The organism is Leptospiraceae bacterium, from assembly GCA_024233835.1.
GTDB lineage: Bacteria > Spirochaetota > Leptospiria > Leptospirales > Leptospiraceae > JACKPC01.
In genome coordinates, this window is the sequence record JACKPC010000002.1 from 486,685 (window position 1) to 513,267 (window position 26,583).

Here is a 26,583-nt window from a genome sequence, read left to right on the forward strand (position 1 = left end):
TATGAAATCAGCATTTCAAAACTGATATTTGGAATCGTGAATAAATTTGTCCACTAAAAATTCATAGTGCTTAAAAATAAACCGTTTCTCTTGTCGCAAAACAACCAAAGCGTCAAAAAATAATCTATTAGCCTATAATAAAAAACTTGACAATTTTTATTTCAGCATTGAATATTCGAGCGTATGACTACAATCGATGAAATGAAATCTTTTTTTTCAAAACGCATGGGTTTACATATAAGCCTGATTCAAAAGTACCTGGATCGCTTGCAGAAACATTCGGATGAGCTCGGACTCGATAAGACTATTATCCAGGAAAATTACAATAATCACGACGCTTCTAAATATCAGGAGCCGGAATACACTCCCTATCTCTACATTACCTGGGGATACAAATGTAAGGCTGAGGGGGTGCTTTTCGAAATTCCTAAGGAAATACAGGAACAAATGAATACTGCAACTATCCATCATATACTGAGCAATAACCATCACCCCGAATACTGGCTGCCAAATAAAGAAAATTTGCAGAATATAATAAACACCGGGAATAGGGACGGCATTCCTGATGAAATGATCGATGGAACCCATATGCCTCTCAACTATATCGCCTTGATGTGCGTGGACTGGTGTGCCATTTCCGAAGAAAGAAAGACAAGCCCTTTCGATTGGGCTAAAAAAACAGTAAACATTCGTTGGAAATTTACAAAAGAGCAGGAAGAGTTTTTATATCGGACACTGAATACAATTTGGCCATAATAGCTATAATCTGTAACACAATAAAGTTCTAAAATTATCATTTTCTTCCAGAACTACCTGCAAAAGATTGTATTTACTATGGAAATCAATCTCTTATTTGGTGGCAGTTCCACCGAACATGAAATTTCAATTTTATCGGCTAATTATATCTATTCTGTTCTTCAAAAAAAATATCATGTAAAACTGGTATATATAGATAAAAATGGCAACTGGCTGGTTGCTGAAGGTCTTAACCCGGGTTTTCCCGAAATCGAAAGAGAAGGAAACTTTTACGAAACCTTTCAGCAAAAGTTTCAGCAAAAAAAACTGGCATCAAACAAAGGTATTGGTATCCAGCATCTGGCAAAAGCACCGGTTTTTTTAGGCTTACACGGAGGTCAGGGAGAAGATGGAACCCTACAGGGACTCCTGACTTCCTATGGCTTTTCCTACACAGGTTCAAAAGTACTGGGCTCAGCTCTCGCTATGGACAAAGAAAAGTCGAATCACATTTTTTCTGCCCTCGGTATCCCGGTTCCCGCTTTCACTACCTGTTTCTCCCGTGCTTATCGTAAGAATCCATCTCTTGACCTTTCAGGTTTACATTTTCCACTTTTCGTGAAACCCTTAAACGGGGGTTCTAGTGTCGGAACCGGTATTGTTCATACTGAGGCAGAGCTTCATAACAGTCTTCTTTCTCTCAGTATTTCCTGTGAGGCAATTATGATCCAGACTCTGATTCAGGGAACCGAGGTATCCTGCGGAGTACTCGAAAAACCCGGAGAAGAGCTTTTTGCCCTGCCTCCTACCGAAATAGTTCCTAAGAATACCTTTTTTGATTATGAAGCAAAATACACACCGGGTAGCACAGAAGAAATCACACCGGCCAGAATTAGTCCCGAACTTACTCGGAAAGTTCAGGATTTTGCCCTTCTCGCCCATAAGGGTCTCGGATGCAGTGCCTATTCCAGAACAGATTTTATAATTCGGGATAAAACCCCCTATATACTCGAAACCAACACCCTTCCCGGTATGACAGGAACAAGTCTAATCCCCCAGCAGGCCAGGGCTGCCGGTATTCAAATGGAAGATGTTTTTGACTGGCTCGTTGAACTGGCAAAAGAGGGATAGATACTTATTTTTTAAGTTTTTGATAGATTAATTTACTTATCTTCTAAAGACTGTCTTTCATAGGAATAGATATGTTAGAAACAGGCATTAAAAGAGAAAGACAGATAGAAAAGTTAAAGAAGACAAATTTTGACTGTCTCATTATAGGAGGGGGAGCTACCGGAGCCGGTGCAGCTCATGATGCTGCCCTGAGAGGTCTAACCGTTGCCATTATCGAGATGAATGATTTTTCCGCCGGAACCTCAAGCCGTTCCACAAAGCTTATCCATGGCGGAATACGATACCTCGGTCAATTCCGGTTTAAACTGATTCGAGAAGCCCTGAGGGAAAGAAAGAAACTTCTAAATAATGCCCCTCATCTCGTTAAGCCTTTAAAATTTGTACTCCCTACCTATAAGTGTTATGAAAAACCTTATTATTCGATAGGGCTTACTCTGTATGATTATCTTTCTGGAGATAGTGGTTTACCTTACCATAAGAGAATCAGTAAAGACGAGGCAATAAAAAATATCCCATCAATAGAACAGGAGAAATTAAGAGGGGGGATTGTCTACTACGACGGACAATTCAATGATTCCCGCTTAAATGTTTACCTGGCCCGTGCCGCCGAACAGGCCGGGGCTACTGTTTGTAACCGCGTCAGCTTTGAGAGCTTTGTAAAGGAAAATGGTAAAATAACCAGGGCAGTTGTAAAGGATCTTTTAAGCGGAGAAACTTTCGAGGTGAAAGCCAATGTATTCGTAAATACAGCCGGTGTGTTCATCGATGAAGTCAGGAAAAAAGATGATCCTTCAGTTGGTAAGGTTTTGGCTCCGAGTCAGGGTATACATCTTACTTTTTCCAAAGAAAGAATAAAATGTAATACGGCTATGATTATTCCAAAGACTTCTGATGGTAGGGTCGTATTTATGATTCCCTGGGAAGACCACGTCATTATGGGAACTACCGATACACCACTCAATTCTGTTTCGGCGGAACCTTTGCCGGTGGGTAATGAAATTGACTTCCTGTTAGAAACCGGTAACCGATTTTTAAACTCTAAATTAAATAAAGAAGATATTCTCTCAGTCTTTATCGGGATTCGCCCTCTTATTGCAGCAGGTGGAGAAGGAGAAACCAAAAAGATTTCAAGAGAAGAAGCTATTCTTGTTTCAGATTCCGGTTTGATTACTATGGGAGGAGGTAAATGGTCTACTTACAGACAAATGGCTGAAGACCTGGTAGATAGAATCATTAAAGAAGGAAATCTACCCCAGATAAAGCCCTGCTCTACACATGACTTTAAGTTCCATGGTACCAAAGACTACAGTGAAAATATATATCTTAAGATTATGGATATATATGGCGTTTCTATAGAAACAGCTCAAAGGCTCAGAAATTTCTACGGAGGAGAGGTTTTTGATATTCTCGGTTCTAAACCGGAAGAACTACTTCCCGATTCAGGTTATTTCAAAGAAGAAGTAATTCATTTTATAAAGAATGAATTTGCCCTGTCCCTTATGGATGTAGTAGCCAGACGTTTCAGAATTTTATTCTTAAACTTGAAAACAACTGAAGCACTTCTGGAACCTATAGCTAAAATTATGAAACAGGAATTAAATTGGACAAAAGAGCAAAACGAAGCTGCAATCAAGGAAGTAAAGACTTTATTGGAAGCTTTAACTAAATCAATTAGTTAACCAAAGGATAAAATACCATCGGGACTTCGGTATACTTTAGCCGGTTTCCGATGGTGCTAACTTTTTAGCTCCTCTTTTCGAAGACCCATAATACGCTTTAAATCAGAGTAAGCCTTTTCTAAGGAATCATTAATAATAGTATAATCAAATTCTCCGGCATATTCTAATTCTTTTTTTCCATTAGCAAGACGAATTTGTAGAGACTCTGCGCTTTCCGTTCCTCTCTTAACCAATCTGTCTCTCCAGATCTCTTCACTTGGTGGTAATATAAATACAGAACAGGAGTCAGCCACTTTAGACCGCACCGTTCTTGCTCCTTTAATGTCAATGTCCAGGATGATTTTTTGTCCGGAAGAGATGGCGTCCAAAATAGGAGAGCTGGGAGTTCCATAATAATTATTATGAACCAGGGCCCATTCAAAAAAGAAATCCTCCTGAATTAGTCGAAAAAACTCCTCTCTGTCTACAAAAAAATAATCTTTGCTATGTACTTCGGCATTTCGTTTCGGTCTTGAGGTATAGGAGATAGAATATTGCAAATCAGGGAATTCATTTAATAACTTATTGATTAAAGTAGTCTTACCTCCCCCTGCAACCGAAGAAATAATGTATAATTTCCCTTTCCTGTTATTCACCACTATCCCTTACTTCCTCCTCTTCTGAGGCAAATGTATTATCTTCACTTTCGATTCTTTTATAGATAGACTCTAATCTAAGACTTGATAATACGACATGACCGGAATCCATAAGAATTATGGATCGATTTTTTCTACCCATGGTTGCATCAACTAATTTCCCGGCTGTTTTCGCTTCCTGTTTCAGCCTTTTTCCACCGGCAGATTCTGAATGTATTATAGAAATAATCCTGGATAGCATCACTATATTAGAAAAACCTATATTTAGAATTTTCATATATTTTACTTTCTTCGACTTTTTTCCATCTTAATGGTTTCAATCAGATTTATTTCAGATAGAGATAATTCCAACTCACGAGAAATTTCTTCCCGGCTATATCCCTTTTTTAATAAATAAATCACTCTGTCAACCTTACCCATATCCTCATTCATCTCTTCAAGAGCAGCTTTAATAGAAATATTTGCCCTATCCTGCTGTCCTGTTTTTTTATGATAATCATTTTTTGAAGAATGGAAGGTAGTGGCAAAACTCTTATCTTCTTTTGTGTTATCTTTTACTTTCGGTTTCTCCTCCTCCTGAAAGGGGTTACCTCCAACTGTAAAATCTAATGAATTTGTTTTGATAGGATTCTCTGTTACCTTATTACTAAATTCTTTTTTTTCTTCAATCCCCATCACCGATTTGAAAGCTTTCCCGGTTCCGGAAAATAAGTTTCCTAAAATTGATTCGGAAGTTTCTGAAGAAGAAGATCGATTTTCCTTCGGAAAGGGTTTTGTTTCTTTCTTTGGAGGCGAATCCGGCACACTTTCTACCAATTGAATATCTTCTTCTGGTTTATCTTCTACAGTTTTTTCTATTAATTTCTGAATTACATTTTTCTTTCTCTGGAGTTCATTTTCTTTTGTGTTCTCCAATTTATCAAAATCTATTCCCATAGACTCAGCTTTGGTAATTAGATTTTTTAAAATTGCTATTTTAGAATCCATTAGAGCGAGATAATTCTCTGACTCCCTGTAAAAGTCCAGAGTATGAGCCTGAATTTCCTTTTTTAACTTCTGGTTCTGGTAATCTCTGACACTGTGAGTAACCCGTATGGACACAAGGAAATATAAAATCACCCCGAAAACTATATTAAAAAGAACCAGGGCCAATAAATCCACTTTCTCCCCCTTATTTTAACCAGATATAGAAACCTTAGTTTTTTGTCTCTGTTTCTTTTCTATATCTTCTTTATGATCTCCTTCCGGATCAATATATTTGGTAGACCGAATTCGTTCTCCATCCAGATAAAGTGTACAGGCGGATAGATCCTGTAGAGAAAGTTCATTATCTTCCACATGTTTAATGCGAATACTAACTCCCCTAAACTTGGCTTTTTCAATATAAACCCTGCCCTGCCCTCCGGTTTTTTCCATATAGGCCTGTAAAGTTGCAATCTCCTTATCATAATCCACCATACGACGCTCCAACTTTTTTATACCGGCTTCAAGCCTTGCATTATAGGCCTGGTTTTCTTCGGAAAACTGAAGTGGATCGGCTTCTTTTCTTGCCTTCAGGGTATTTAAACGCTTTTGAAGCTCATCCATTTTTTCACGGGTTTCCCGCTTTTTTACCTGGTAATCTTCAATTTGCTTGAGAACTTTCGGATTAACCCCTACTATGATGTTCGTAGTCGGGTTGGCTGAAGAACCCAGAACTTTTGCAGCAACGTATTGATTCGCAATCAAATGTCCACCTACTATCTGAGCTCTTCTTCCCTTGCAAATAATCCTTCCACCTGCCTGTACATTGGAGTGCATTAAGCCCTCCTGTACAATTACGTCTTTCTCTGTAATGACATTTGCATTCTGAATAAACCGTGCTACTACGTTTCCACCTGTAGTCTCCACTCTCGCTTCGTCTCTTCCCGTAATTCCCTGACGAATCACAATATCACCATCGGCTTCAATAATAGCTTTTTGAACGGTTCCGTAGACTTCCACGTTTCCGGAAGCCTTAATCTGATAATTGTCTTCTACGTTCCCGGTAACAATCACAGAACCGAGGAAAGTTACATTTCCGGTTTTAATTCCAACATCCCCGCTTATCTTATAAACGGTTTCAACCGAGATTCGTCCTTCCACGAAAAGAACCTGTCCGTTGACTTCAGCTGTTAAACGCTTCTTATCTTCGGAGAGTATAGTTCCCTTACCCTGATTTAGTTGTATATCCACTCCATCCCTGGCCTCAATAATTTCATTAATCAGGTTTCTTCCATATTTACCTTTTTCAGCCGGAACTTTCTCTGCTAAAAGTTGACCGACAACAACATTCTCTATCAGATCCAGATCTCGATAATCTACCCGTCCAAAATTATCTTCTTTAAGCTTGATTTGTTTTTCCGTACGAACGTGATAAACTACATGAGCATTTTTTCCATGAGCCGGAGGATCTCCTTCCGCAGCTATAAACGGCTCATTATATCGATCTTCATCAATATACTTCTTTATAACATCTTCTTTTATTCCATATTCGACTTTCTCTTTCTTTAATTCATAAATCACATCGGAGGCTTCAACATCACGACCGCCGGGTTTAGGTGGAATCAGGGTACAATGGGCCTTCATCCAATCTGTGCCAATGTCTACTTTTATCTGGGCTTCCATAAAAGCTTTTAGTCTGGAATTACCAAGGCGAATCAATTCTCCTCTTTCTTCGGAAACTATTTCTTGAACTTTTTTCTTATCCGGAGCGGTAACTCCTTTGATAACAAATTTTTTCATCACATCTTCCACATTAACATGTTTGCCATGTCCGACAGGTGGATGAGCGGATAAATAAACACCTGAACGATAATTTTTAATGACAAAAAAACCATCCTTATCTTTAGCTTCCAGATGCTCTTTTAAGGTACTATCAATTAGTCTTCCCCCGGTTCCAAGTGCTTCATCTACACCTTTCAGGATATCAAGATCCTCATCTAATTCCGCAGGAAAAACCCGAATTCGAAATGGTTCGCTAAAGAGTAGAGATTTTTTCCCTCTTTGCAGCACTTCATAATCTAACTCATGTATATCTTTCCCGAGATGTTTGGCTGCCAGTAAAAGGCATTCGTTCACAGAATCCCCTAAAACTTCGACCTGCTCCCTTTCAACTTTATCCAGTTCGATTTCCTGCTCGAGAAGAAAAGCTTTGACTCTATTCATAAATTAATCCCAGTAAGTGCTTAATGTAGTACTATATAATCGTTAAAAAGTCTACTATTCTTTCTTTTCGGCAGAATTAATTAAATGCAAAAGATGGATTTCTTTTTAGAAGGGAATTTCATGGGTAGAGGGGGACTTGAACCCCCGACCTACAGTTCCGGAGACTGTCGCTCTATCCACTGAGCTACCTACCCTGAAAGTAAAACCAGAATGCAAAAAGAAACCAATTCGTCAATTGAAAAACGCCTCTTCCGATCCTTACTTTAACATTCCCTTTAAATAGTATCCGAATTTCACCTAAATTTCTCCTGTTTTTACGATTCCCATTACCTGTAAGTTAAAAAAAAATCTTTATAAAATAAAATTCACTTGATTTTATTTGCAAACTCAATAATTTATTGACTGTTTTGTAGACAGACTTAGTATCTTAGAGCAATATGATCCTCGAAAAAACAATACCTCTCGGCATAAACCTAAAAAATTCTGAACCCTATAGAGTCATGCTGGCAGACAATTCAAGATTGGAACGTTTACTTCTTAGAAAGTTTTTACTGCACGAGAAATTTAAAATTGTAGCGGAAACAGAGGGTGGTCAGGAAACCGTAGATGTATTTCAAAAACTAACAATGAAACCTGATATTCTTTGTCTGGATTTTGAATTTCCGGATAAAAACGGTGTAAAAGTCATAGAAGAAATCAGAAGAACCCATCCTCACCTGGTAATTATCATGGTAACTAAAAATACCCACAGGGTGCTAATTCAGAAAATATCTGAGTTAAGGATTAATGCATTTTTAGTAAAACCGGTGAGTCGCCTTCAAATCCTTGAAAAACTCAGTTATATTCTTGGTCGTTCCGAACTTTCTAAAACTAAAAAAGTAATGGAGAACAAGGGGAATTTAAACTTAAATGAAATTGTCATTCCTCCTTTAAAAACTGTAGCTGCAAAAGTTCTTCTTTTTGATTCTCAAGCAACAGCCGGAAGTGCTGAATTAGATAAAATCATTGCACCGGATAAGGGACTCAGTTCTGATATTTTAAGAATTGCTAATTCATCTTTTTATGGAAGGAAAGGGAATATAAACACACTTAAAGATGCCATTACCTTAATGGGAGTTAAAATGGTAAAAAGTCTGGTTTTTCTACGCACGAGAAACGGTTTACATTCCAATCTTAAGAATGAAGTCTATCAAAAACATCTACAGGAACTTCCTGTTTTAACCGCATTAATCTCATACGACCTCGCAACTCCCCTGGGTTATAAAAAACTCAGGGATGAACTTTTTTTAGCCTCCCTACTATATAAAATAGGTATGACCATCCTTGCAATCAATAATGAAAAAAAATATGCAGAAGTTCTAAAACTTTCTCAAATCGGAGTTAAAGATCTTTATGAAATAGAAAAAGAGGAGCTAAATCTTTCTTCTCTTGAAATTAGTATAAAAGCTTTTCGTCTCTGGTCTATGCCAAAACTATATCAGGATGTAACCACAAATCAGAATTTTAAAATATCTGATATTCCTTATGTTACAGATACCGATAAAATTATCCGTCTATCTGATATTCTTTCCAAGAAAATGATACAACTCTATGTGAGTGAAAATGAAGAGAACATTCTAAATCGACTATACAGCCATTATAAAATGGGGGAAGAAACTCAAAAACTATTCGGAGAAGACTATTATATAATGATAAAAGAACACCCCTTTTACGAGATGGCTATGTCGGTTTAATATTATTTTTGCCGTATCCGCCTCCACCGGGGGTTTCAATTCTTAATCTTTCATTGGGTTTTGCCTTTACCGAGTTCTTAGGTCCGAGATTTAAGCAATCTTTCCTTTGATTAATAAATAGATTTATTCCGCGTTTTCCTTCTCCTCCTCCTTTTAATCCCTTTGGGGAATGACTTCTACGTTCGGTCAATACATTCAATTCCACTTCTTCCAAAAACTCATATTCTCGAATTAAACCATCACCTCCCCTCCACTTTCCTTCTGCCCCGGATCCTTTTCGTATAGAAAATTCATGCAAGATTACAGGGTATCTTGTTTCTATGATTTCCGGATCCGTAATCCTAGTATTCGTCATATGGGTATGAACTCCGCTGGCTCCGGAAAAGCCCTTCCCTGCCCCGGAACCAACTCCTATTGTTTCATAATAACCAAATTTATCATTACCAAAACTTACATTATTCATACAACCACCACTACAGGCAAGTAAACCAAAAGCCTGCAAAACTACATCTACAATACGTTGAGAGGTACTTACATTTCCTCCGACTATAGCTCGATTTTTAGACGGAGAAAGAATCGTATTACTAGCGGTAATTACACGAATAGGTTTTATAAATCCTTCATTCAGGGGAAGTTCTTCGTTAATAATACAGCGTAACACATAAACCAGTGCTGAATAGGTTACGGCAAGAGGAGTATTTTGATTTCCAAATTGCTCAGGACCGGAATTAGAAAAATCGAATACAGCTTCTCCTATAACTCTGTCAATCTTAATGTTTAAATCAATCAAAGTTCCATCATCGAGAAAATCACTTGCTGCATATTCATTTTTATCAAGATGCTTAAAAAATTCTCTTAACTTATTTTCACTAATATTTTGAATATGTAAAGCATAAGCTCTTAAAACAGCCGGGCCATACTTATGAATCATTTCTTTTAGCAGACTCTCTCCTGCTTTTATAGATGCCACCTGTGCTTTGACATCGGCAATGTTTTCCTTAATTTTTCTTGCCCCTGCCTGCTGTAAAATACTGATAAGAATACCTTCATGATAATTACCTTTTTCTAATATTTTAAAAGCTCGAATCCTTGCTCCTTCCTCTTTTAGCTTTTTGGAAAATGGAGGCATGGAACCGGGATAAATTCCACCAATATCCGCATGATGCCCTCTGCTTGCCAGGAAAAATGCAACCTTTCCACTTGAAAAATAAGGGCTAATCAGGGTAATATCCGGAAGATGCGAACCTCCCTCATCCGGTACATTTGTTATAAATACATCTCCCTCGCTTATATCCGAAAATTTTTGAATAATACTTTTCACACAAAAACTCATAGATCCCAGATGAACAGGAACGTGGGGAGCATTTGCAACAAGGTTTCCTTCCGAGTCAAATAAAGCACAGGAATAATCCAGTCGCTCTTTTATATTAGTTGATACAGCGGTTTTCTGTAAAACTTTTCCCATCTGTGAAGCAATAGAAGAAAATAGATTATGAAAGATGGTCAGATGAACAGGATGGTAGGCTTCTGTAATTTCAAGTTCTTCTTCTCTATCAAGCACTATGTGTATATCTCCATATTCATTTACAGAAGCTGTAGACCCGGGCTCTATAAGTACGGTAGTATTTTTATCTACAAGTAATACCGGGCCACTTATCACGGAACCTACAGAAAGTTCTTGAACCATATAAATGGAGGTTTGTATGTAGGAATTCTTAAAATATATCAGGCTATTTCCTTTGGGCTCGAGTTCCCTATAGGGCATCTGTAATTTTTCCCTTTCCGGCTTATCCAGTTTTATACGAAGAATTAAGCGAATTTCATTAATAAATAAATTTTTCTCTTCCGATCTATAACCATAAGTTCTTTCATGTTCTTTATGATAATTTTCTATAAGAGTTTCATAATTCATATAGGGAAGTAGAAAAGCAGATTCGGTTCCTTCATACTGCAAAGATACATAGCGTTCTCTTAATATTCTAATATTTCCATACATTCTGAGTTCTTTTTCTTCTCTTTTTTCTAATAGTTCAAATTCCTTATTCAATACCGGATAAATACAGGGGCCGAACAGTCTATATTTTGGCCTGGAAGATGTTTTAACAATATCAGCCTGACTCAAACCGATAGCTGAAAGAATACCGGCGTAGCGATGAATAAAAATTTCTTTCATGCCAAGATTTCTGGCAATAGCTACCGCATGTTGGGAAGCCGCACCTCCAAAACAACAAAGAACATGTTCTTTAATATTATAACCTCTAAGAGTTGATATCTCCTGTATAGGTTTTATCATATTATAATTTGCTACATTAATAAATCCGAGAGCAATCTCCTCTATACTCAAGTCCGGATTTCCCTGCTTTCTTTGTTCAAGGTTTATTTCTTTTGCCAACTCTTCGAATGCTTTATAGCTAAGTTCATACGAAAGAGCCTCTTTACCGGATGGTCCAAATATTTTCGGAAAAAACTCAGGGATAATGCGTCTGAGAATTAAATTTGCATCTGTAACACTCAGATAACCTCCTTTTCCGTAGCAAACAGGCCCGGGATTTGCACCCGAACTTTCCGGACCAACTAAAAACATGGAATTTTTATAAAATAGCCTGGAACCTCCACCGGCTGCTACCGTCTGTATATCTACAGAAGGAAAATTCACCCGAACACCGGATATATTAATTTCATCGCTCAACTCAATTTGTCCAGCATAGCGAGATACATCTGTGCTCGTTCCTCCCATATCAAAACCTATCAGGGCTTTATTTTGAAAAATGTGGCTATATCCTATGTAACCTCCGGCAGGTCCGGATAAAATACTATTGTAGCCCCGGAAAAATCGCTCGTCAATTAAACCTCCGTTAGATTGCATAAAAAGTAAAGGAATATGCTTTAAACCATTAGAAAATCCTTTTTTAAAATTCTCAATATATGTTTTTATAATCGGACTTAAATATACATCTATACAGGTAATGTCCGCTCTTTCCACAATCTTAATATTAGGAGAAATTTCTGAAGATAAAGAAATCTGCTCAAACCCTAAACTTTCGGCCAGTCTATAAACCAGTTTTTCGTGTTCATTGTATTCATAAGAATGCATAAAACTTACTGCTAATTTATGAATTCCTTCCTTTTTTAAAGAAATTAATTCGGTCTTTAATGGTTCTAACTGCAAGGGAATCAGGACTTCCGCTTTTCCATTTTTTATAAGGACTCTTTCTTCTACTTCTATAACTCTTTTGTAGAGTACAGGTATTTTTTCAATATGGAGCTTGAATAAATTTTTTCGGTTTTGATAACGAATTTCTAATAAATCCCGAAAACCTCCGGTAACTAAAAAAGCAAAATTAGAACCCTTCTTTTCCAGAAAAGCATTTGTGGCAACGGTTGTTCCCATTCGAATAGAAGAGATATATGTTTCAGGAATGTTTTTTCGATCGATTTGTGTTTCGGTATATTGTTCAATAATACGACAAATACCTTCTCTTGGTGCATCTTCATACTGCTCCGGGTTTTCTGATAAGAGTTTTAAAGTGTAGTAGCGTTTTCCATCCTCTGCGTAAATATCTGTGAAAGTTCCGCCCCTATCTATAGAAAAATTTAACATTTCGATATATTAACTATCTAAGATATTCAAAAGTCTTTGAAGAGTATTTTCAACTTCCTGCATCGAGAATATTCTAACAAACCTTGCAGCTTCCTTATCATCTACAAATACGATAAGAGCGGGAATTGTAAATATTGATAATTCAGCGGAAAATGCCGGATCATCCTTGATATTCACCTCTTTCAGAGGAATTTGAGAAAACTTCTCTATAAAGAGGTGGTTTAGTTTGGGTTTAATTGCCGTACAAACAGAGCAATTTTCACCTGTGAAAAAATAAGCTTTCAGTATAAACTGTTTTGTAGCAGTCATTCCTTAATTTTTTTTTCACCTGTCCACAAGTCAAGCTGTTTGAATCGTAAAATAAGAGATTATCTTGCTCAAATCTACCGATTGTTTCTTTAAAAGCTCCGAAGTAGCTGCTAAATTCTCAGCTTCTTCAGAATTCGTCTGGGTAACACTACTGAGTTGACTCATAGCAGAATTAATTTGTTCTATGCCGGCTTTTTGCTCTTCTGAGGCAGCAGATATTTCTTGAACCAGATCCGCTGTTTTTTTAATATCAGGAATAATATCCTGAATAAGCGTTCCGGCCTCTTCTGCTACCGATAAACTTTCGGCTGCTAATTCAGAGATCTCTTTAGCAGCAAGTTTACTTCCTTCCGCTAACTTACGAACTTCTGTTGCCACTACCGAAAAGCCGAGTCCGTGTTCTCCTGCCCTGGCGGCTTCTATAGAAGCATTTACAGCAAGTAAATTTGTTTGAGAAGCTATTTCTTCTATAATGTGGATTTTCTTTACAATCGATTTCATAGCTTCGAGTGTATTTAAAACCGCTTTTCCCCCGTCTTCCGCTTTCATCGAAGCTTTTGTGGAGATTGTATTTGTAATTTTTGCATTATCATTATTCTGAGCAATTGTAGCGGTTATTTCTTCCATGGAAGCAGAAGATTCTTCTACACTCGCAGCCTGTTCGGTTGAACCCGAACTCAGTTTATGTGCCACTTCATTTAGCTTCATCGAGTTATGGTTCAGCTCTTTAGAAGCTGTATTTAAATTAAGGACTATTTCGCTCATCTTGTTTATTGTACTGTTTACAGAATCTTTTAACTTGAGATAATCCCCTTTGTATTTTCCGTTTATTTTCTTACTGAGATTCCCGGCAGCCATTGAGTTCACTACCGTTACAGTTTCATTAATAGGGATAAGTACTGAATCAAGAAGGACATTCACACTATTTATCATATTGCTATAAAATTCATAATCGAAAATTTTCGTATTTCCTCTAAAGTCAAGTTGCCCTTCGGAAGCTGCCCGGTAGATCTTTTGCATTTCTTCATGCAGAGTTTTCATATTATTCCTGAGAGCATCAAGAGCATTGTTGATAAATATTTTCTTACCCGGAAGCTTCTCCATTACATTAGAAAAATCACCTTTAGAATAAGTAGATACATATTCCACGATCTTTCGTTTTAAAATTATATGAGAAAAAGCGAGTTGATTTACCCTTTGCACCATATCTTTATAAAAACCACTATATTTTTCTTCCGGAACTCCATAATCAATATCACCGGAATCATGGATTTCTTGCATCTTCTGGATATCATCAATGAAATTGTTCAGATTCTCGATCATATTATTTAAGTTATTCTTAATTTTATTAAAATCTCCATTATAAGTGCCCGTAATCTTTGGAGGCATAGTTCCGATAGACATTTTATCTACGTAATCAGCTGCAACATTTAAAGGATTGATAACAGCATCAAGGGTTTGATTCACCCCTTCTACAATTTTACGGAAATCGCCCGGATATTTATCAGCATTAGCCCGAACCGAAAGCTCACCATTCACACCGCTTTTAACCAGTACTGAAACCTCAGACAACATTTCCCTGAATAGGTTCATCATAGACATGATAGCTTCGCTTACCTTACCGACCTCATCTTTACTATCTACCTCAATTTTAGTAGAAAAATCTCCTTTTTTTTCAATATTTGTAACAGCTAATACTATAGTGGATAAGGGTTTGGTGATTTGTCTGGTATTATATACTGCAATAAAAACTCCCAGAAGAATAGCAATTATCGTAACCAGGATGGTAATAAACTCCGTATTAGATATTACCGAAGCAGTATCCTTTTCTCTTTGAGACATCAATTGAACTTCCATTTCTGAGAACTCATCAAATTGCTTCCTTATCGTATCCATTAAAGCTTTTCCATTTGTATTCTGACTTAAAATAACAGTAAACTCTTTCCAATCCATTTTACCATCTATAACTTTTCGGCGTACAAGGATTAAAGGTTCGATGATAGTGTCTTTCCATATATTAAAATTTTTCTCTATTTCATCTAAGCGTTTTACCTGTACCGGATTATCAGAAACCAGTTTTTTTTGGGCTACCAGTAGCATTTGAAATTCCTGGTAACCCTTTACATAAGGTTCAAGGTAAGCTTCCTTTCCCATCAGTAAGAAGCCTCTTTCTCCGGTTTCCATGTCTATGATAGATTTTTTTAACTTCTCTGTATTTCTGAGAACCTCATCTGTATGAATGACCCATTTAAAACTTCCCTGTATGGTTCTTAAATTATAAATAACCAAAGAACCTGTGAAAAACATGACCCCAAGAACAACAGCATAACCGATAAGCAGTCTGGTACCAATTTTAAGCTTCATAATTTACTATTCCCCAATCAATTCTTTAAGGACTGAGAATATTTAAAAATACTAATTTTGTAAAGCTTTTTCAAAAAAACTTTGCTTCTTCTTCTTTATTTTGTAATAACGGTTTTTCCGATAGGAGCAAGAGAAAGTTTAGCCAGTTTAAAATGCTGAATTCCAAAAGGAATCCCAATTATGCTAATAAAGTAAGCCAGCATTAAACTAATATGGCCTATACCCATCCAGATACCGCCAAAAATAAACCAGATGATATTGCCGAGTAAACCTAAAAAACCGGTGCCTATATCATCTTTTCCGGAGATATCCCTTCTGGAGACAACTTCTTTACCAAAGGGCCAGAGACAGAGCAGGCCGATAACAAAACAGGAACGTCCCCAGGGAATACCTACTATTGAGATAAACATAATCAAACCGGCTATCCACCAGGCAACAGCCATTTCAAAGCCACCTAAGACTACCCAGATAATATTTGCTATAAACTTCATATACCGAGTCTAAAACAGGACAGTACAAATACAATTCTTTTCGGCTACATTCGGCAAATGAGCCAGCACTAGCTCATGGAACATTCCCTGGCGGAACATATCCGGAAAATAGTAAATGTCTCATCTTGCTTCATGGATCAATAAAAGTGCGGAAGAAGTAGTGGTTTGCAATTGGAAGCTGGCACCGGAGGGTACATATACGATTTCCCCTTCCTTCAGCTCAAGGCTATTGTTATCATTTTGCCAGAAACGAACATTTCCGGAAATCACATAGTAACTGGTATCTGAACTCTGAGATATTGGATAGGATTCTTCCCCGATTCTGAGTAGTTTGGTTGTAAAACCAGAGGCTCGGAAAAGGGAAAGTGTTCCTCTGCCGTTTTCGGGATAAAAACTCTTCGGTTGCCGAATTGTCTTTATAGCCTTATCCCCCTCTTCTGTATATTTACAGTTTTGAGAAGCTAAAAGAAAAAAGAATGCGAAGGCAGAGAAACGACTCAAGAAAACCTAGGGGTTATCGGGCATGGCTACACAGTTCATAGAAGAACCATCGGGAGTGCATTCATATACATTTTTAAAAAGTCCGGAGGGGCAATTTCCGGTCATGTATATTTTTCCATTTTTGGTATTATACGTAGCACTATTAGTAGCGCAATTCATAGCTATCAAACTGAAAAGAACGGTCAATAGGATGCTTATTTTCTTCATATTATCTCCTTTTTTCAAAATCAAGCAATCATTTTACTTAGAAAACGATAATGGCTTACAATTAAGTTTACCACCTTCCGGGGTACACTCGTAAGATTGGGTTACAATTCCCATCATTATGTTTTTAGTAATATAAACCTTTCCTTCCGGTGTTGAAGTTATAGTGGAATAACGACAGGCTCCGGAAAAGGAACCCAGTATCAATAAAGAGATTAAAATTAAAAGCTTCTTCACTTAGAAAACTCCTTAATTCATTTTTCCTTCAAATAAATGCAAGCTTCTGAGTCTGTCAAGTGGAAAAGATACGGGCATTCGTGCTTGCCACAAGGATTGGATTATTTTATCCGAGAATCATTAAATTTGACTTTATAAAAACTCGGGTTATAATAGTATTATTTGTTTAGGTTTTTACCCACCTTATTTCGGGATTAAAAAAAGGCCGATTTTAACTGAACCAAGACAATATCTACAACTTCATTCCGAGGTAAACATATTTCGTTATAGAACGCACAAACTCCTTTACCTCTTTTCGGTTTCTGCCGGGCTTTATGCGACCTTCGAGAAATAGCATAGCTACACCGTGAATAACAGACCAGGCAGCCAGAGTTTTTTCCCTCGATTCTCCCCTGGTTATTCTTGATAGATCCTGACCGAGATGAATCAACTGTCGAAGCTGCCGATACGTTCTTCTGGATACAACTCTTAGTTCCGGATATTTTTCAAAGTTCAGGGAACTTCCTCCAAACATGATACGGGCATACTGTGGATTTTTAAGCGTAAATTGGATATAGGTCCAGCCGAGTGAAAAAAACCTTCCCTCGAAATCATCTCCTGTAAGCTCCAATTCTTTTTCGTAGCTCAAGAAAAATTCTTCGAACCCCTTTTCCGCAATCGCAGCTAAAAGTGCATTCTTACTTTCAAAATGGTGATAAGTAGCCACATGGCTTACCCCGGCCAGAGAAGCAACTTTTCGCAAAGACAGGGTTTCTAAAGACTGCTTCTTTAAAAGCTCGGCCCCGGCAAAAATCAGGTTTTCCCTTACAGAAACCCCCTCTTCTTTTTTCGGTCTACCTATTTTCGGCTTTGCCTTTGTAGCTATCTTTTTCTTCTTTACTGCCATGTTTCTCTTTTAAAGTTTATCGAACTTCTGTCACTCATTTTATTTACCACTGGTAATTTTTTACTTGCTCTCTTTCTTTTAGATATTACCATTGGTAAATTATGGAGGCATTTTAATATGATAGACGCATTTCAACCTATTCCTCTTGGAAACATTTCTCTGCCCAACCGTTTTATTATGGGTTCTATGCACCTTGGCATGGAAGGTTCCGAAAACTCAGGCAATAAAATGGCAAGCTTTTATGCCAAGCGATTCGAAGGTGGAGTCGGACTCATTGTCACCGGTGGAATTGGTGTGAACGAAGAAGGTAGGGGTTCTAATGGCTTCTTTAACATACAGAAAGAAGAGCATTTTCAGGAACTAAAAGCTATGAACGATAGTCTGAAAGGAAAAGGGGTCATGTGTGCCCAACTTTTCCATGCCGGTCGCTATGCCTATTTCAGAGAATGCGTTGCACCTTCCGCGATTCGTGCTCCGATAAATCGTTTTGTTCCAAGAGCCCTAACAGAAGAAGAATGTTGGTCTACTATCAAAGATTTCGGTAAGTCAGCCATCCTCGCTAAAGAGTGCGGATTTGGAGCCGTAGAAATAATGGGAAGCGAAGGTTATCTACTGAACCAGTTCTTCTCACCCGTTACAAATAAACGAGAGGACTTCTTCGGTGGAAATCATGAAAAGCGTATGAACTTTTCAATAGAAACTCTCAAAGAAGTAAAACGCAACCTGCCGGAAGGTTTTCCTATTATTTTCAGAATGTCGGGTATCGATTTAATTCCGGGAAATCCAAATTTCGAAGAAGTCTGTCAACTGGCCGAAGCTCTGAGAGACAATGGGGTGACTGCCCTAAACATTGGTATAGGCTGGCATGAATCCAGAATTCCAACTATCAGTCAATTAGTCCCGAGAGGAGCCTGGGCGAAGATTGCAGCGAAAATTAAAAATAAAGTGAAAGGTGTTCCCATTATAGCTTCAAACAGGGTCAATAGCCCCGAGACAATCGAAGCTATCTTTCAAAACGAAGAAGCGGATATTATATCCATGGCGAGGCCTTTCTTAGCCGACGCTTCTATTATTAATAAAATAAAAGAAGGTAAGCAAAATAGAGTCAATACCTGCATTGCCTGTAATCAAGCCTGCCTGGATCATGCCTTCATCGATGAAACCGTATCCTGTATTGTAAACCCAGAAGCCGGTCATGAGCTTAGTTACGCGAAGTTTTTTGAAGAAAAAACTCCTATAAGAAATGTGGTGGTAGTTGGTTCCGGTCCCGGAGGCTTAGAAGCTGCCAGAGCTGCTTCCAAAAAAGGTCATAAAGTTACCCTCATAGAAAAAGACTCCCGTCTGGGTGGTCAGTTAAATATGGCGGCGAATATTCCGGGCAAATCGGAGTTTTACGAAACAATACGCTACTTTGAAAACGAACTACCGGCTATAGGAGTAGAAATTCGTCTCAACACAAACTGCACGGAAGAACTTTTAAATTCCCTCAACCCGGATGCGGTTATCTTTGCTACAGGAGTAAAACCCAGAGACTTCACACTTCCCGGAATAGAACAGCTTAAATGTGGAACCTATGTGGATTACTTAAAAGGAAACTTTACACCCGGAGAAAAGGTGGCTGTTATTGGTGGTGGAGGAATCGGAGTCGATGTAGCCCATAAACTTACCGAAGAAAAAGAAGCGAGTATCGATAACTATTTTCACAGATACAATGTTCTCTCTTATACAGAAGCCGGAATCCAGAAGGAAACTCCTAAGAAGAAAGTAGCCGTTTTTAAACGTTCCGGTAAACCGGGAGCCGGTCTGGGTCCAACAACCTTCTGGGCATTACGACAGGAATTGGAATCAAATGGAGTAGAATTTCATTTCGGTTTACAATACAAAGACGTTCAAAAAGACGGCTTACGTGTAGTCACGAATAAAAAAGATGAATACACTTTCGAGTGTGATTCTATCATTTTATGTGTAGGACAGGAAAAAGAATGCAGTCTTGCAGAAAGCTACCAGGCAAAATATCCCGAAAAGCAAATCTTTATTGTTGGAGGAGCGAAAGATGCGAAAGGTATCGACGCAAAACGCGCGTTTCGAGAAGGTTCTCTTGCTGCGATGAACATAAAATAGATTTTACAACCAATTGCTGCCCAATTTTGCGGCTGTGTTATCCCCTATTTTTGCCGGAAGTAGCTATAGAACTCCAAATCGTCCCCCTTTAGAGGGGGATTATTCTTGAAATACAGTTCTTCAACTTCTGAAAAAAAGGGGTTTGGGTTACTTAGCAGGCTGAGATAAATTGATCGGTTCTTTGCATTTTGAATATTTTAAAAAGACTATACAACGTGCACCTTTTCCCGATCACTATGTTTGAATTCCTAATTCTTGGATAACTTTTCTCTCAGTTTACGAAGAGCGTTTCGGGCAATTTCATTTATCGCAGGATGTATGTAAATCATTCTTAATAAATCATCTAAACTCGCTCCTATTGTCATCGCTAAAATAAATTGATGCAACATATTCGCTGCTTCTTCACCAAGGATGTGAACACCTAGAAGCTTTTGGCTGTCTTTATCTATAATGACTTTCACCATACCCTCGGAAGGAAGTCTTGCCATTCCGGTGGCACTTGAAGAATACGAATGAGTTGCCGCCAAATAGTTTAAACCTTTTTCTTTACAAGCCTCCTCTGTTAAACCAACAGAAGCAACCTGTGGATTTGTAAATACTGCGTGAGGCATAGGTGGATATTGTATTGGATCTTTTTTCTTTCTTATATAAAGAGTATCAAACAGGTATTCCCCTTCAAAGTTTGTCGAGTGTCGAAAATAATAGTTTCCTACTACATCTCCAAAAGCATAAACACCCGGTACAGTAGTTTCCAAATATTCATTCACATGAATCGAACCATCTTCTTTTCTTTGTATATCCGTATTTTCCAGGCCGAGGGAATCTGAATTATGCATAACTCCGGTTGCTACTAACAGAGCTTCTGAACGAACAAGGAATTCACCTTTTTCAAGAGAAGCACAACGCAGGATAAACTCTTTATCTTTATATTCTATAGAGCGTATCGTTGTATGCTCATACACATTATTATGTTTCATAATACTCTTACGAAATTCAGCCTGAATTTCGTAATCTTCCTTACGCAAAATTTCCGAGCGAGCAATCAAGTTAAGATTCGTACCAAAGGCAGAATAAGCAAGTCCCAATTCTAAAGCAATGTAGCCACCCCCAATGACAGTCAAAGATGAAGGTAGATGTGTATTACGCAAAGCTTCCCGGCTTGTCCAAAACGGAGTTTGTTCAAGACCCGGTATATGCGGAATAAAAGGTCTTGCTCCCGTAACAATAAATATTCTATCTGCTGTAAGTTTTTGTCCATTTACTTCTACAACTTGATTAGAAACAAATCGTCCTTCATAAGGATATAGATCTACATTTGGATTTTTTTCATAAATAGGAACAATACTATCTGATTCTTCATCCACTGTATTCGAAATTCTTTTGATTAAATTAGAAAAAAGAACTTCCGGTTTTTGTTGCAAGTGAATCTGCACTCTTTCAACTTCTTTTAAAGAGTGCATAATATCAGCAGGATATACCAGCATCTTCGAAGGAATACAACCCCGGTTTAAACAGGTCCCCCCCGGTTTTTCTTTTTCCAGAACAGCCACCTTATAACCTATATTAGAAGGAGGAGTTACAAGCTTGGTCCCTCCTCCGGCTCCGATAACCAGAATGTCATAATGTTTCACCGAATCCATGTTCTTAATATCTTCCTTGTATCTACCTTAATTCTTTTCTCTTAAACGTGAAGCCTCTTTCACTATTCCCATCACTCCCGAAAAACCCATCAGACTACCGGCTGTAGCATACCCTCCCATCATGGAACCAACTATCCCTGGTGAACAGGCATCCGCTCCAGTAAGATATAAATTTTGAACCGGAGTGCGAATTCCAAGCCAGTCCATTTTAAAACGTTCCGGAGTACAAGGAATGCCATATATTGTACCGTTCTTATGGGCTGTAAAATACTCATTACTCAAAGGAGTAGAAAGTTCTTTATATTCAATTAGTTCTTTAAAACCTGGGAACTTCTCTTCTATGAAATTTAAAAGACCTTCTGTAATTTTTTCTTTCAAAGCCATATAATCTTCCCCCCGATTTTTCCATTCACCTGCTTTCCACTTATTAAAAGGCTCATAATCTACAAAGGCTATAATTTCAGCCGTATGTGCTTCTGCTTTAGGATCCTTCAAAGAAGGAAATGAAAGATAGCAACCGGGAGGATTTCCTTCGAGAGTCATATTACGATTTTCATATATCTTATCATGGTCGTAGGAATTATAAATCCAGTAGTTTTCTCCTTTAAAACCAAGTTTAGTTGGATTTTCTTTAAATCCGATATAGAGTGTAACATTGCTGACTCCAGGATCTATTGCATTTAGTTCATTCCTAAAGGATATTGGGTATGAATTTGGAATAAGTTTATTATAAGTTGTAAAGGCACCGGCATCCGATACAATTTCCGGAGCATAATACTCGGATTCAATCTTTTCATTTCCTTTTGCTTCAAAAACCTTTACTCCTATAGCTTTTCCATCCTGAATAATAATTTCCTGTACTTCAGTTGAAAGTTTAATTTCTCCTCCTGCCTTTTCCAAAATGGGTTTTATTGTAGAAGCAACGGAAATCGAACTTCCTTTCGGGTAATAACCTCCTTTTAGATAATGATTAGCAATTAGAGAATGAATTACAAAAGAACTTTTAGAGGGTGGAAGTCCGTAATCTCCCCATTGAGAAACAAGCAGAGCTTTAAGCTTTTCATCCTTGAAGTTTTTATCCAAATAATCTTTTGTTTTAATTAAAGCATTATCAGCACCTAACAAATTTAGAAAAGAAGTTACCTTTTCAAAAACCGGAGGTAATGCTTTTAGAGTAAAACGTCTGCTGAACCAAAAAGCCATAGCTTCTATATCATGAAAGTATTTTTCAATGCCGGATTTTTCCCCAGGAAAACGTTCAATTAGATCTTCCTTATATAATTCTTTATTCCCGTAGAGGTCGAAAGTAAAATCAGGGTAAATAAACTTTTCAAATGGTTCGGACATCTTAATCCACTCCAATTTTCCCTCGGTGATAATATGAAAAAGTCTATCGGACATGGAACCATTCCCCACATCTCCGATATAGTGTACGCCTACATCCCATAAGAATTTACCTTCTCTTTTGAAAACATGGGTGAAACCCCCGGCTTTAAAATGCCTTTCGAGAATTAAAACCCGCTTATTTTTTAGTTTAGATAAAAGACTACCGCAGGTTAAGCCTCCAATTCCGGAACCTATAATAATAACATCATAACTGTTTTCTGCACTCATAAGTGCAATTATCAAAAAAACTAAAATCCAGTAAACTAAAAGATTTTTCCTTCTTTTAATAGATATAAAATTATTGACAACAAGTAGATAAAACATATATATGAATATAATTCATTTAGGATTTTTAATATGAAAAACACAACAAAAAAAAGAGCCTTCACAGAAGACGATAAAAGACTAAAACAAGAAAGAATTTTAAATTCATCCCGAAGTCTCTTCTTTCAAAATGGGTATCAGAATACCACAATCAGTATGATAATGAAAGATGTTCAAATGAGTATAGGCACATTTTATATTTATTTTAACAATAAAATAGAAATCTATAAATTTTTGATGGATGAGGGAATTCAAATTTTACAGCAGAAGTTTGAAGATGCTGTCTCCTGGCCCGATATGACAGCCAAAGAGAAGCTGGAACAAATTACCCGGGCGTACTACCAGTTTTACTCAGAACATCCAAAATATTTTGAAATTATTGCTTTTGTAACCCTTACAGAAGAAGAATTACGGGAAAGAGAAAGTCCTATCAGCCACACTATTGACGAGCGAAACTTAAAAATACTCACCATCGTCCGTGACATACTGGAAGAAGGCAATCAAAGCGGTGAATTTCAGGTGAAAGATCCCTGGATAACAGCCAATATACTCTGGGGTTGGTTAGACGGAATGTTTGCACTCGAAAGAAGAAACAACCTGCATACTACTAAATTATCTCTTAGAGACCTTATTCAACAGTCCCTTCATCTGATTCTCTCAGGTATAGAAAATAAATCTTAAAGGATTATCATAAAACCTACTACAATCAATAAAACATAAATTACTAAATAAAATATTTTTTCTGAAATTACTTGATGAAATCGATTGCCGAAATAGTAGGCCAGAGGTATAATGAAAAGTAAAATACCTATCTTATAGAGATGTTCCAGGTGTATCATATTTCTACTGATATAATAAACTGTCATAAGAATATTCAAACTCAACCAGACCATAGAAAGAGTAGCTCTAAACTCACTCTTTTTTAAACCAAATGCTCCTAACACATAAACTAAAAGCGGACCGCCCGAGGCAAATAATCCATGTATCACTCCGGCCAGAATAATTCCTATATTACTCAAATAAGTTTTCATAGGTTTTTTATTTTCGTATAAACCCATTACCTCAGGAAGTTTTAAAGAACTCAGGATGATAATAAAAATAGCAAACTGCATCTTTAGCACATCAGCGGAAATAAAATAAAAGCAAAGCATCCCGATTAATAGGCCGATAAAGAGTAAAGGTAATAGTTTTCTCTTTAAAAGTTTTATCTGAATATCCCTCCGATTCTTATAAGAGATACCTGTACTCAAAACCAGGCTCATAGGAACAATCACAGGAAGAATTTCCTGTAAGGAATAAACTGTAGATAAAAGACTTACAGCAATCACCGTACTTCCAAATCCTGTTATCGCTTCAATGGTATAAGAAAAAAAAAGTATCAAAGCATAAAACAATAACTCTGGATCTAAAGTGAGAAGGATTTCATTCATTTTCTAATTCACTATGCAAAGATCTGTACATCATAATGTCGTAAAGTCCGGGGAATATCTTTCGCAAAAAGAGACTCAGTTTTCCGACAGAGGTTAGAACCGTAAATTTCTTCCCCTTTTCGACAGCAGAAAGGATTTGTCCGGCTACATTTTCAGGAGTATCATATTTCCCTACACTGGTTCTTTCTCGCTTTAATAGATTTCCATCTGTTCCGAGGGCTGCTTTTTCAAAACCGGTCTTTGTAAAACCTGGACTCACGATACATACATCCACCCCGTAATCTTTTAATTCGCTTCGAATGCTTTCAAAAGCCCCGTGTAAGGCAAATTTACTCGCACAATAAAAGCTGCGACCATAAAGGGGAGCAAAGCCGGCTACACTCGAGGTAATCGCAATAGCTCCCTTAGTCTGAATCAAATCCGGAAGAAAAATCTGGCTCATATATACAGAACCCCATAAATTTACGTTCATAACCCTGTGAAAAACCGAGACATCTGTTTTTAAAAAAGAACTTCTGTGTACAGCACCGGCATTATTAAACAAAAAATCGATAGTCCTGTGTTCTTCTTTTATTTTCTCATACGTTTTCTTTACATCTTCATAAGAAGTAATATCCAGCTTATAGGTAAAAATCTTTTCTTTAGAAGTTCCTGCTCCTTCTTTTAAAACTTTTAAACCCTCTTCATCTCTATCGAGAGCAAGTACGGTTCCTTCTCTTTTGGTAATACCATAGCAAAGTTCTTTACCGATTCCACCGGCAGCTCCTGTTACTACAGCTACTCTTTTTTTATAACTATGCTTCATTTAATTTGCTCCTTAAAAGTTTCTGTAATTTTCCATCATCAAAAGATATTGGGTTATTAGACATTTTAGGATCAGTTAATACAGCCTGAAATAAAGGAAAATCCTCTTTTTCATTGTAAGCAATTTTCAAATCCTCAAAATAAAAAGGAAGTTTCATCTGTTTTTTTATCTCAATAATATAAGAATATAAGTTCTCAACACTCCTGTCTTCTTTTTCTTTGTCTACGAACACACTTTCTGCCAGTTCTTTCAATTTAAGATATACTTCTTTACTCTTTACATTTTCATTCCATACATCTTCAAAGAAAAAAGAACAGGCGACTCCATGCGGAACATGCCACTTCTCAGACAGGGGAAAAGAAAGAGCGTGTATAGCCGCTGTTCCGGTTATATTAAAAGCAATCCCGGCTTTTGTTGCTGCCTGCATCATACCTTCCCTATACTCAGTTTGATTTAAAATCGAAGATTCATAAGCTCCTTTCATGTTTTGTAATATCTCTTTTGCAGCATTTAAAGCAATTTTATCAGAGTAAGGATTTGCATTCTTATTCCATAAGGTTTCTAAAGCATGACTTAGTGCATCAAAGGAAGTAGCTGCTGTCTGAACCGGAGGTAAGGAATATGTAAGTTCCGGAATTAAAATAGCTAAATCCGGCTGTAATAATTCAGATACTAAAGTTATCTTACGATTACCCAATGTAGTATAAACTCCAAACCTTGTTACTTCTGCTCCGGTACCGGCTGTAGTCGGAATACAGACAAGACTGAGTCCTTTTTCTATTATTTTTCTTTTATTCACCAAATAGTCTTCTAAAGAACCTCCATTTTTCATCACTACAGATACAGCCTTTGCAGTATCCATTACACTTCCCCCACCAATGCCTAAAATTAAATCAAGAGATTCTCCTTTCATGATATGAACAATTCTATCCACTGTTTTCACATCAGGATTCGGCTGAATTTCCCTGTATACTTTACAGGGAAATTTTTCACATAATTGCATTTCCAGTAAATCCACACCGGGTATAGAAAACGGATCTCGTAATATGAGAATTCCTGATTTTTCTTTTCCTGAAAGAAAGTATAAAGTGTCCTGAATATCTTTCATTTTTCTGAGATTCATTTGTATAATTCTGGTTTTACTGGCAATTTCTTTTATCATTTTCTTCTCCAAATATATATAAT

Annotated in this window: 23 protein-coding genes and 1 tRNA gene; 6 read left to right on the forward strand and 18 right to left on the reverse strand. The window is 37.3% G+C overall.

Going from position 1 to position 26,583, the window contains the following annotated elements:
• Positions 1-183 precede the first annotated feature (183 nt).
• The 3 genes from H7A25_11410 to H7A25_11420 all read left to right on the forward strand — a co-directional run bounded on the left by H7A25_11410 (position 184) and on the right by H7A25_11420 (position 3,545).
• Entirely contained in the window at positions 184-756 is a 573-nt protein-coding gene (locus H7A25_11410; protein ID MCP5500504.1) for a hypothetical protein, read from the forward strand.
• A gap of 78 nt (positions 757-834) precedes the next feature.
• Positions 835-1,866: a D-alanine--D-alanine ligase gene (locus H7A25_11415; GenBank protein ID MCP5500505.1), complete on the forward strand. Its 1,032-nt coding sequence runs from the start codon at positions 835-837 to the stop codon at positions 1,864-1,866.
• A 71-nt stretch (positions 1,867-1,937) separates the two neighbouring features.
• On the forward strand, positions 1,938-3,545 hold the full coding sequence (locus H7A25_11420; protein MCP5500506.1) for an FAD-dependent oxidoreductase: 1,608 nt from the start codon (positions 1,938-1,940) through the stop codon (positions 3,543-3,545).
• A gap of 56 nt (positions 3,546-3,601) precedes the next feature.
• Here H7A25_11420 and gmk read toward each other — a convergent pair whose 3' ends face one another.
• The 5 genes from gmk to H7A25_11445 form a co-directional block, all read right to left on the reverse strand.
• The gene (gene gmk / locus H7A25_11425; protein ID MCP5500507.1) at positions 3,602-4,180 is read right to left on the reverse strand and encodes a guanylate kinase; all 579 of its coding nucleotides are present in this window, start codon (positions 4,178-4,180) and stop codon (positions 3,602-3,604) included.
• Complete coding sequence (locus H7A25_11430; GenBank protein MCP5500508.1) at positions 4,173-4,457, reverse strand: DUF370 domain-containing protein; 285 nt, start codon at positions 4,455-4,457, stop codon at positions 4,173-4,175. Before H7A25_11430 ends, gmk begins: the two co-directional genes overlap by 8 nt.
• Positions 4,458-4,462: 5 nt before the next feature.
• On the reverse strand, positions 4,463-5,341 hold the full coding sequence (locus H7A25_11435) for a hypothetical protein (GenBank protein ID MCP5500509.1): 879 nt from the start codon (positions 5,339-5,341) through the stop codon (positions 4,463-4,465).
• Between the two features lie 15 nt (positions 5,342-5,356).
• Positions 5,357-7,366, reverse strand: coding sequence for a FapA family protein (locus H7A25_11440; GenBank protein ID MCP5500510.1), 2,010 nt, complete (start codon positions 7,364-7,366; stop codon positions 5,357-5,359).
• A 121-nt stretch (positions 7,367-7,487) separates the two neighbouring features.
• A tRNA-Arg gene (locus H7A25_11445) sits at positions 7,488-7,560 on the reverse strand.
• A 243-nt stretch (positions 7,561-7,803) separates the two neighbouring features.
• Between H7A25_11445 and H7A25_11450 the strand changes: the two genes are divergently transcribed.
• Positions 7,804-9,099: an HDOD domain-containing protein gene (locus H7A25_11450; protein ID MCP5500511.1), complete on the forward strand. Its 1,296-nt coding sequence runs from the start codon at positions 7,804-7,806 to the stop codon at positions 9,097-9,099.
• On the opposite strand, the gene H7A25_11455 is transcribed toward H7A25_11450, so the two are convergent.
• From H7A25_11455 to H7A25_11490, 8 genes are all read right to left on the reverse strand, one after another.
• On the reverse strand, positions 9,086-12,700 hold the full coding sequence (locus H7A25_11455; protein MCP5500512.1) for a hydantoinase B/oxoprolinase family protein: 3,615 nt from the start codon (positions 12,698-12,700) through the stop codon (positions 9,086-9,088). The two genes, H7A25_11450 and H7A25_11455, sit on opposite strands and share 14 nt — an antisense overlap.
• 9 nt (positions 12,701-12,709) lie before the next feature.
• A complete protein-coding gene (locus tag H7A25_11460; protein MCP5500513.1) occupies positions 12,710-13,009 on the reverse strand; it encodes a thioredoxin family protein in 300 nt (99 codons plus the stop codon).
• A gap of 30 nt (positions 13,010-13,039) precedes the next feature.
• Entirely contained in the window at positions 13,040-15,373 is a 2,334-nt protein-coding gene (locus H7A25_11465; protein MCP5500514.1) for a CHASE3 domain-containing protein, read from the reverse strand.
• Positions 15,374-15,468: 95 nt separating this feature from the next.
• A complete protein-coding gene (locus H7A25_11470) occupies positions 15,469-15,864 on the reverse strand; it encodes a YccF domain-containing protein (GenBank protein ID MCP5500515.1) in 396 nt (131 codons plus the stop codon).
• 120 nt (positions 15,865-15,984) lie between these two features.
• A complete protein-coding gene (locus tag H7A25_11475) occupies positions 15,985-16,365 on the reverse strand; it encodes a cupin domain-containing protein (protein ID MCP5500516.1) in 381 nt (126 codons plus the stop codon).
• Positions 16,366-16,371: 6 nt separating this feature from the next.
• Positions 16,372-16,572, reverse strand: a complete 201-nt coding sequence (locus H7A25_11480; protein MCP5500517.1) for a hypothetical protein — start codon at positions 16,570-16,572, stop codon at positions 16,372-16,374.
• Between the two features lie 33 nt (positions 16,573-16,605).
• Positions 16,606-16,806, reverse strand: a complete 201-nt coding sequence (locus H7A25_11485) for a hypothetical protein (protein ID MCP5500518.1) — start codon at positions 16,804-16,806, stop codon at positions 16,606-16,608.
• A gap of 232 nt (positions 16,807-17,038) precedes the next feature.
• Positions 17,039-17,692 carry a TetR/AcrR family transcriptional regulator gene (locus tag H7A25_11490; GenBank protein MCP5500519.1) on the reverse strand — a complete coding sequence of 218 codons (654 nt, stop codon included), beginning with the start codon at positions 17,690-17,692 and terminating at the stop codon, positions 17,039-17,041.
• A gap of 117 nt (positions 17,693-17,809) precedes the next feature.
• On the opposite strand from H7A25_11490, the gene H7A25_11495 reads away from it, so the two are divergent.
• Positions 17,810-19,813: an FAD-dependent oxidoreductase gene (locus H7A25_11495; GenBank protein ID MCP5500520.1), complete on the forward strand. Its 2,004-nt coding sequence runs from the start codon at positions 17,810-17,812 to the stop codon at positions 19,811-19,813.
• A 248-nt stretch (positions 19,814-20,061) separates the two neighbouring features.
• Here H7A25_11495 and H7A25_11500 read toward each other — a convergent pair whose 3' ends face one another.
• Both H7A25_11500 and H7A25_11505 read right to left on the reverse strand, forming a co-directional pair.
• Positions 20,062-21,444 (reverse strand): dihydrolipoyl dehydrogenase, encoded by a 1,383-nt coding sequence (locus tag H7A25_11500; protein MCP5500521.1) that lies wholly within the window; start codon positions 21,442-21,444, stop codon positions 20,062-20,064.
• Between the two features lie 36 nt (positions 21,445-21,480).
• Entirely contained in the window at positions 21,481-23,067 is a 1,587-nt protein-coding gene (locus tag H7A25_11505) for an NAD(P)/FAD-dependent oxidoreductase (GenBank protein MCP5500522.1), read from the reverse strand.
• Between the two features lie 129 nt (positions 23,068-23,196).
• Here H7A25_11505 and H7A25_11510 point away from each other — a divergent pair, with 129 nt between their 5' ends.
• Positions 23,197-23,844, forward strand: a complete 648-nt coding sequence (locus tag H7A25_11510) for a TetR/AcrR family transcriptional regulator (GenBank protein MCP5500523.1) — start codon at positions 23,197-23,199, stop codon at positions 23,842-23,844.
• Here H7A25_11510 and H7A25_11515 read toward each other — a convergent pair.
• Genes H7A25_11515 through H7A25_11525 form a run of 3 tightly spaced genes read right to left on the reverse strand, consistent with a single transcriptional unit; the run spans position 23,841 to position 26,560 of the window.
• Positions 23,841-24,593: a sulfite exporter TauE/SafE family protein gene (locus H7A25_11515; GenBank protein ID MCP5500524.1), complete on the reverse strand. Its 753-nt coding sequence runs from the start codon at positions 24,591-24,593 to the stop codon at positions 23,841-23,843. The two genes, H7A25_11510 and H7A25_11515, sit on opposite strands and share 4 nt — an antisense overlap.
• Positions 24,586-25,398, reverse strand: coding sequence for an SDR family oxidoreductase (locus H7A25_11520; GenBank protein MCP5500525.1), 813 nt, complete (start codon positions 25,396-25,398; stop codon positions 24,586-24,588). Before H7A25_11520 ends, H7A25_11515 begins: the two co-directional genes overlap by 8 nt.
• A complete protein-coding gene (locus H7A25_11525) occupies positions 25,388-26,560 on the reverse strand; it encodes an iron-containing alcohol dehydrogenase (protein ID MCP5500526.1) in 1,173 nt (390 codons plus the stop codon). Before H7A25_11525 ends, H7A25_11520 begins: the two co-directional genes overlap by 11 nt.
• Between the last annotated feature and the right edge of the window lie 23 nt (positions 26,561-26,583).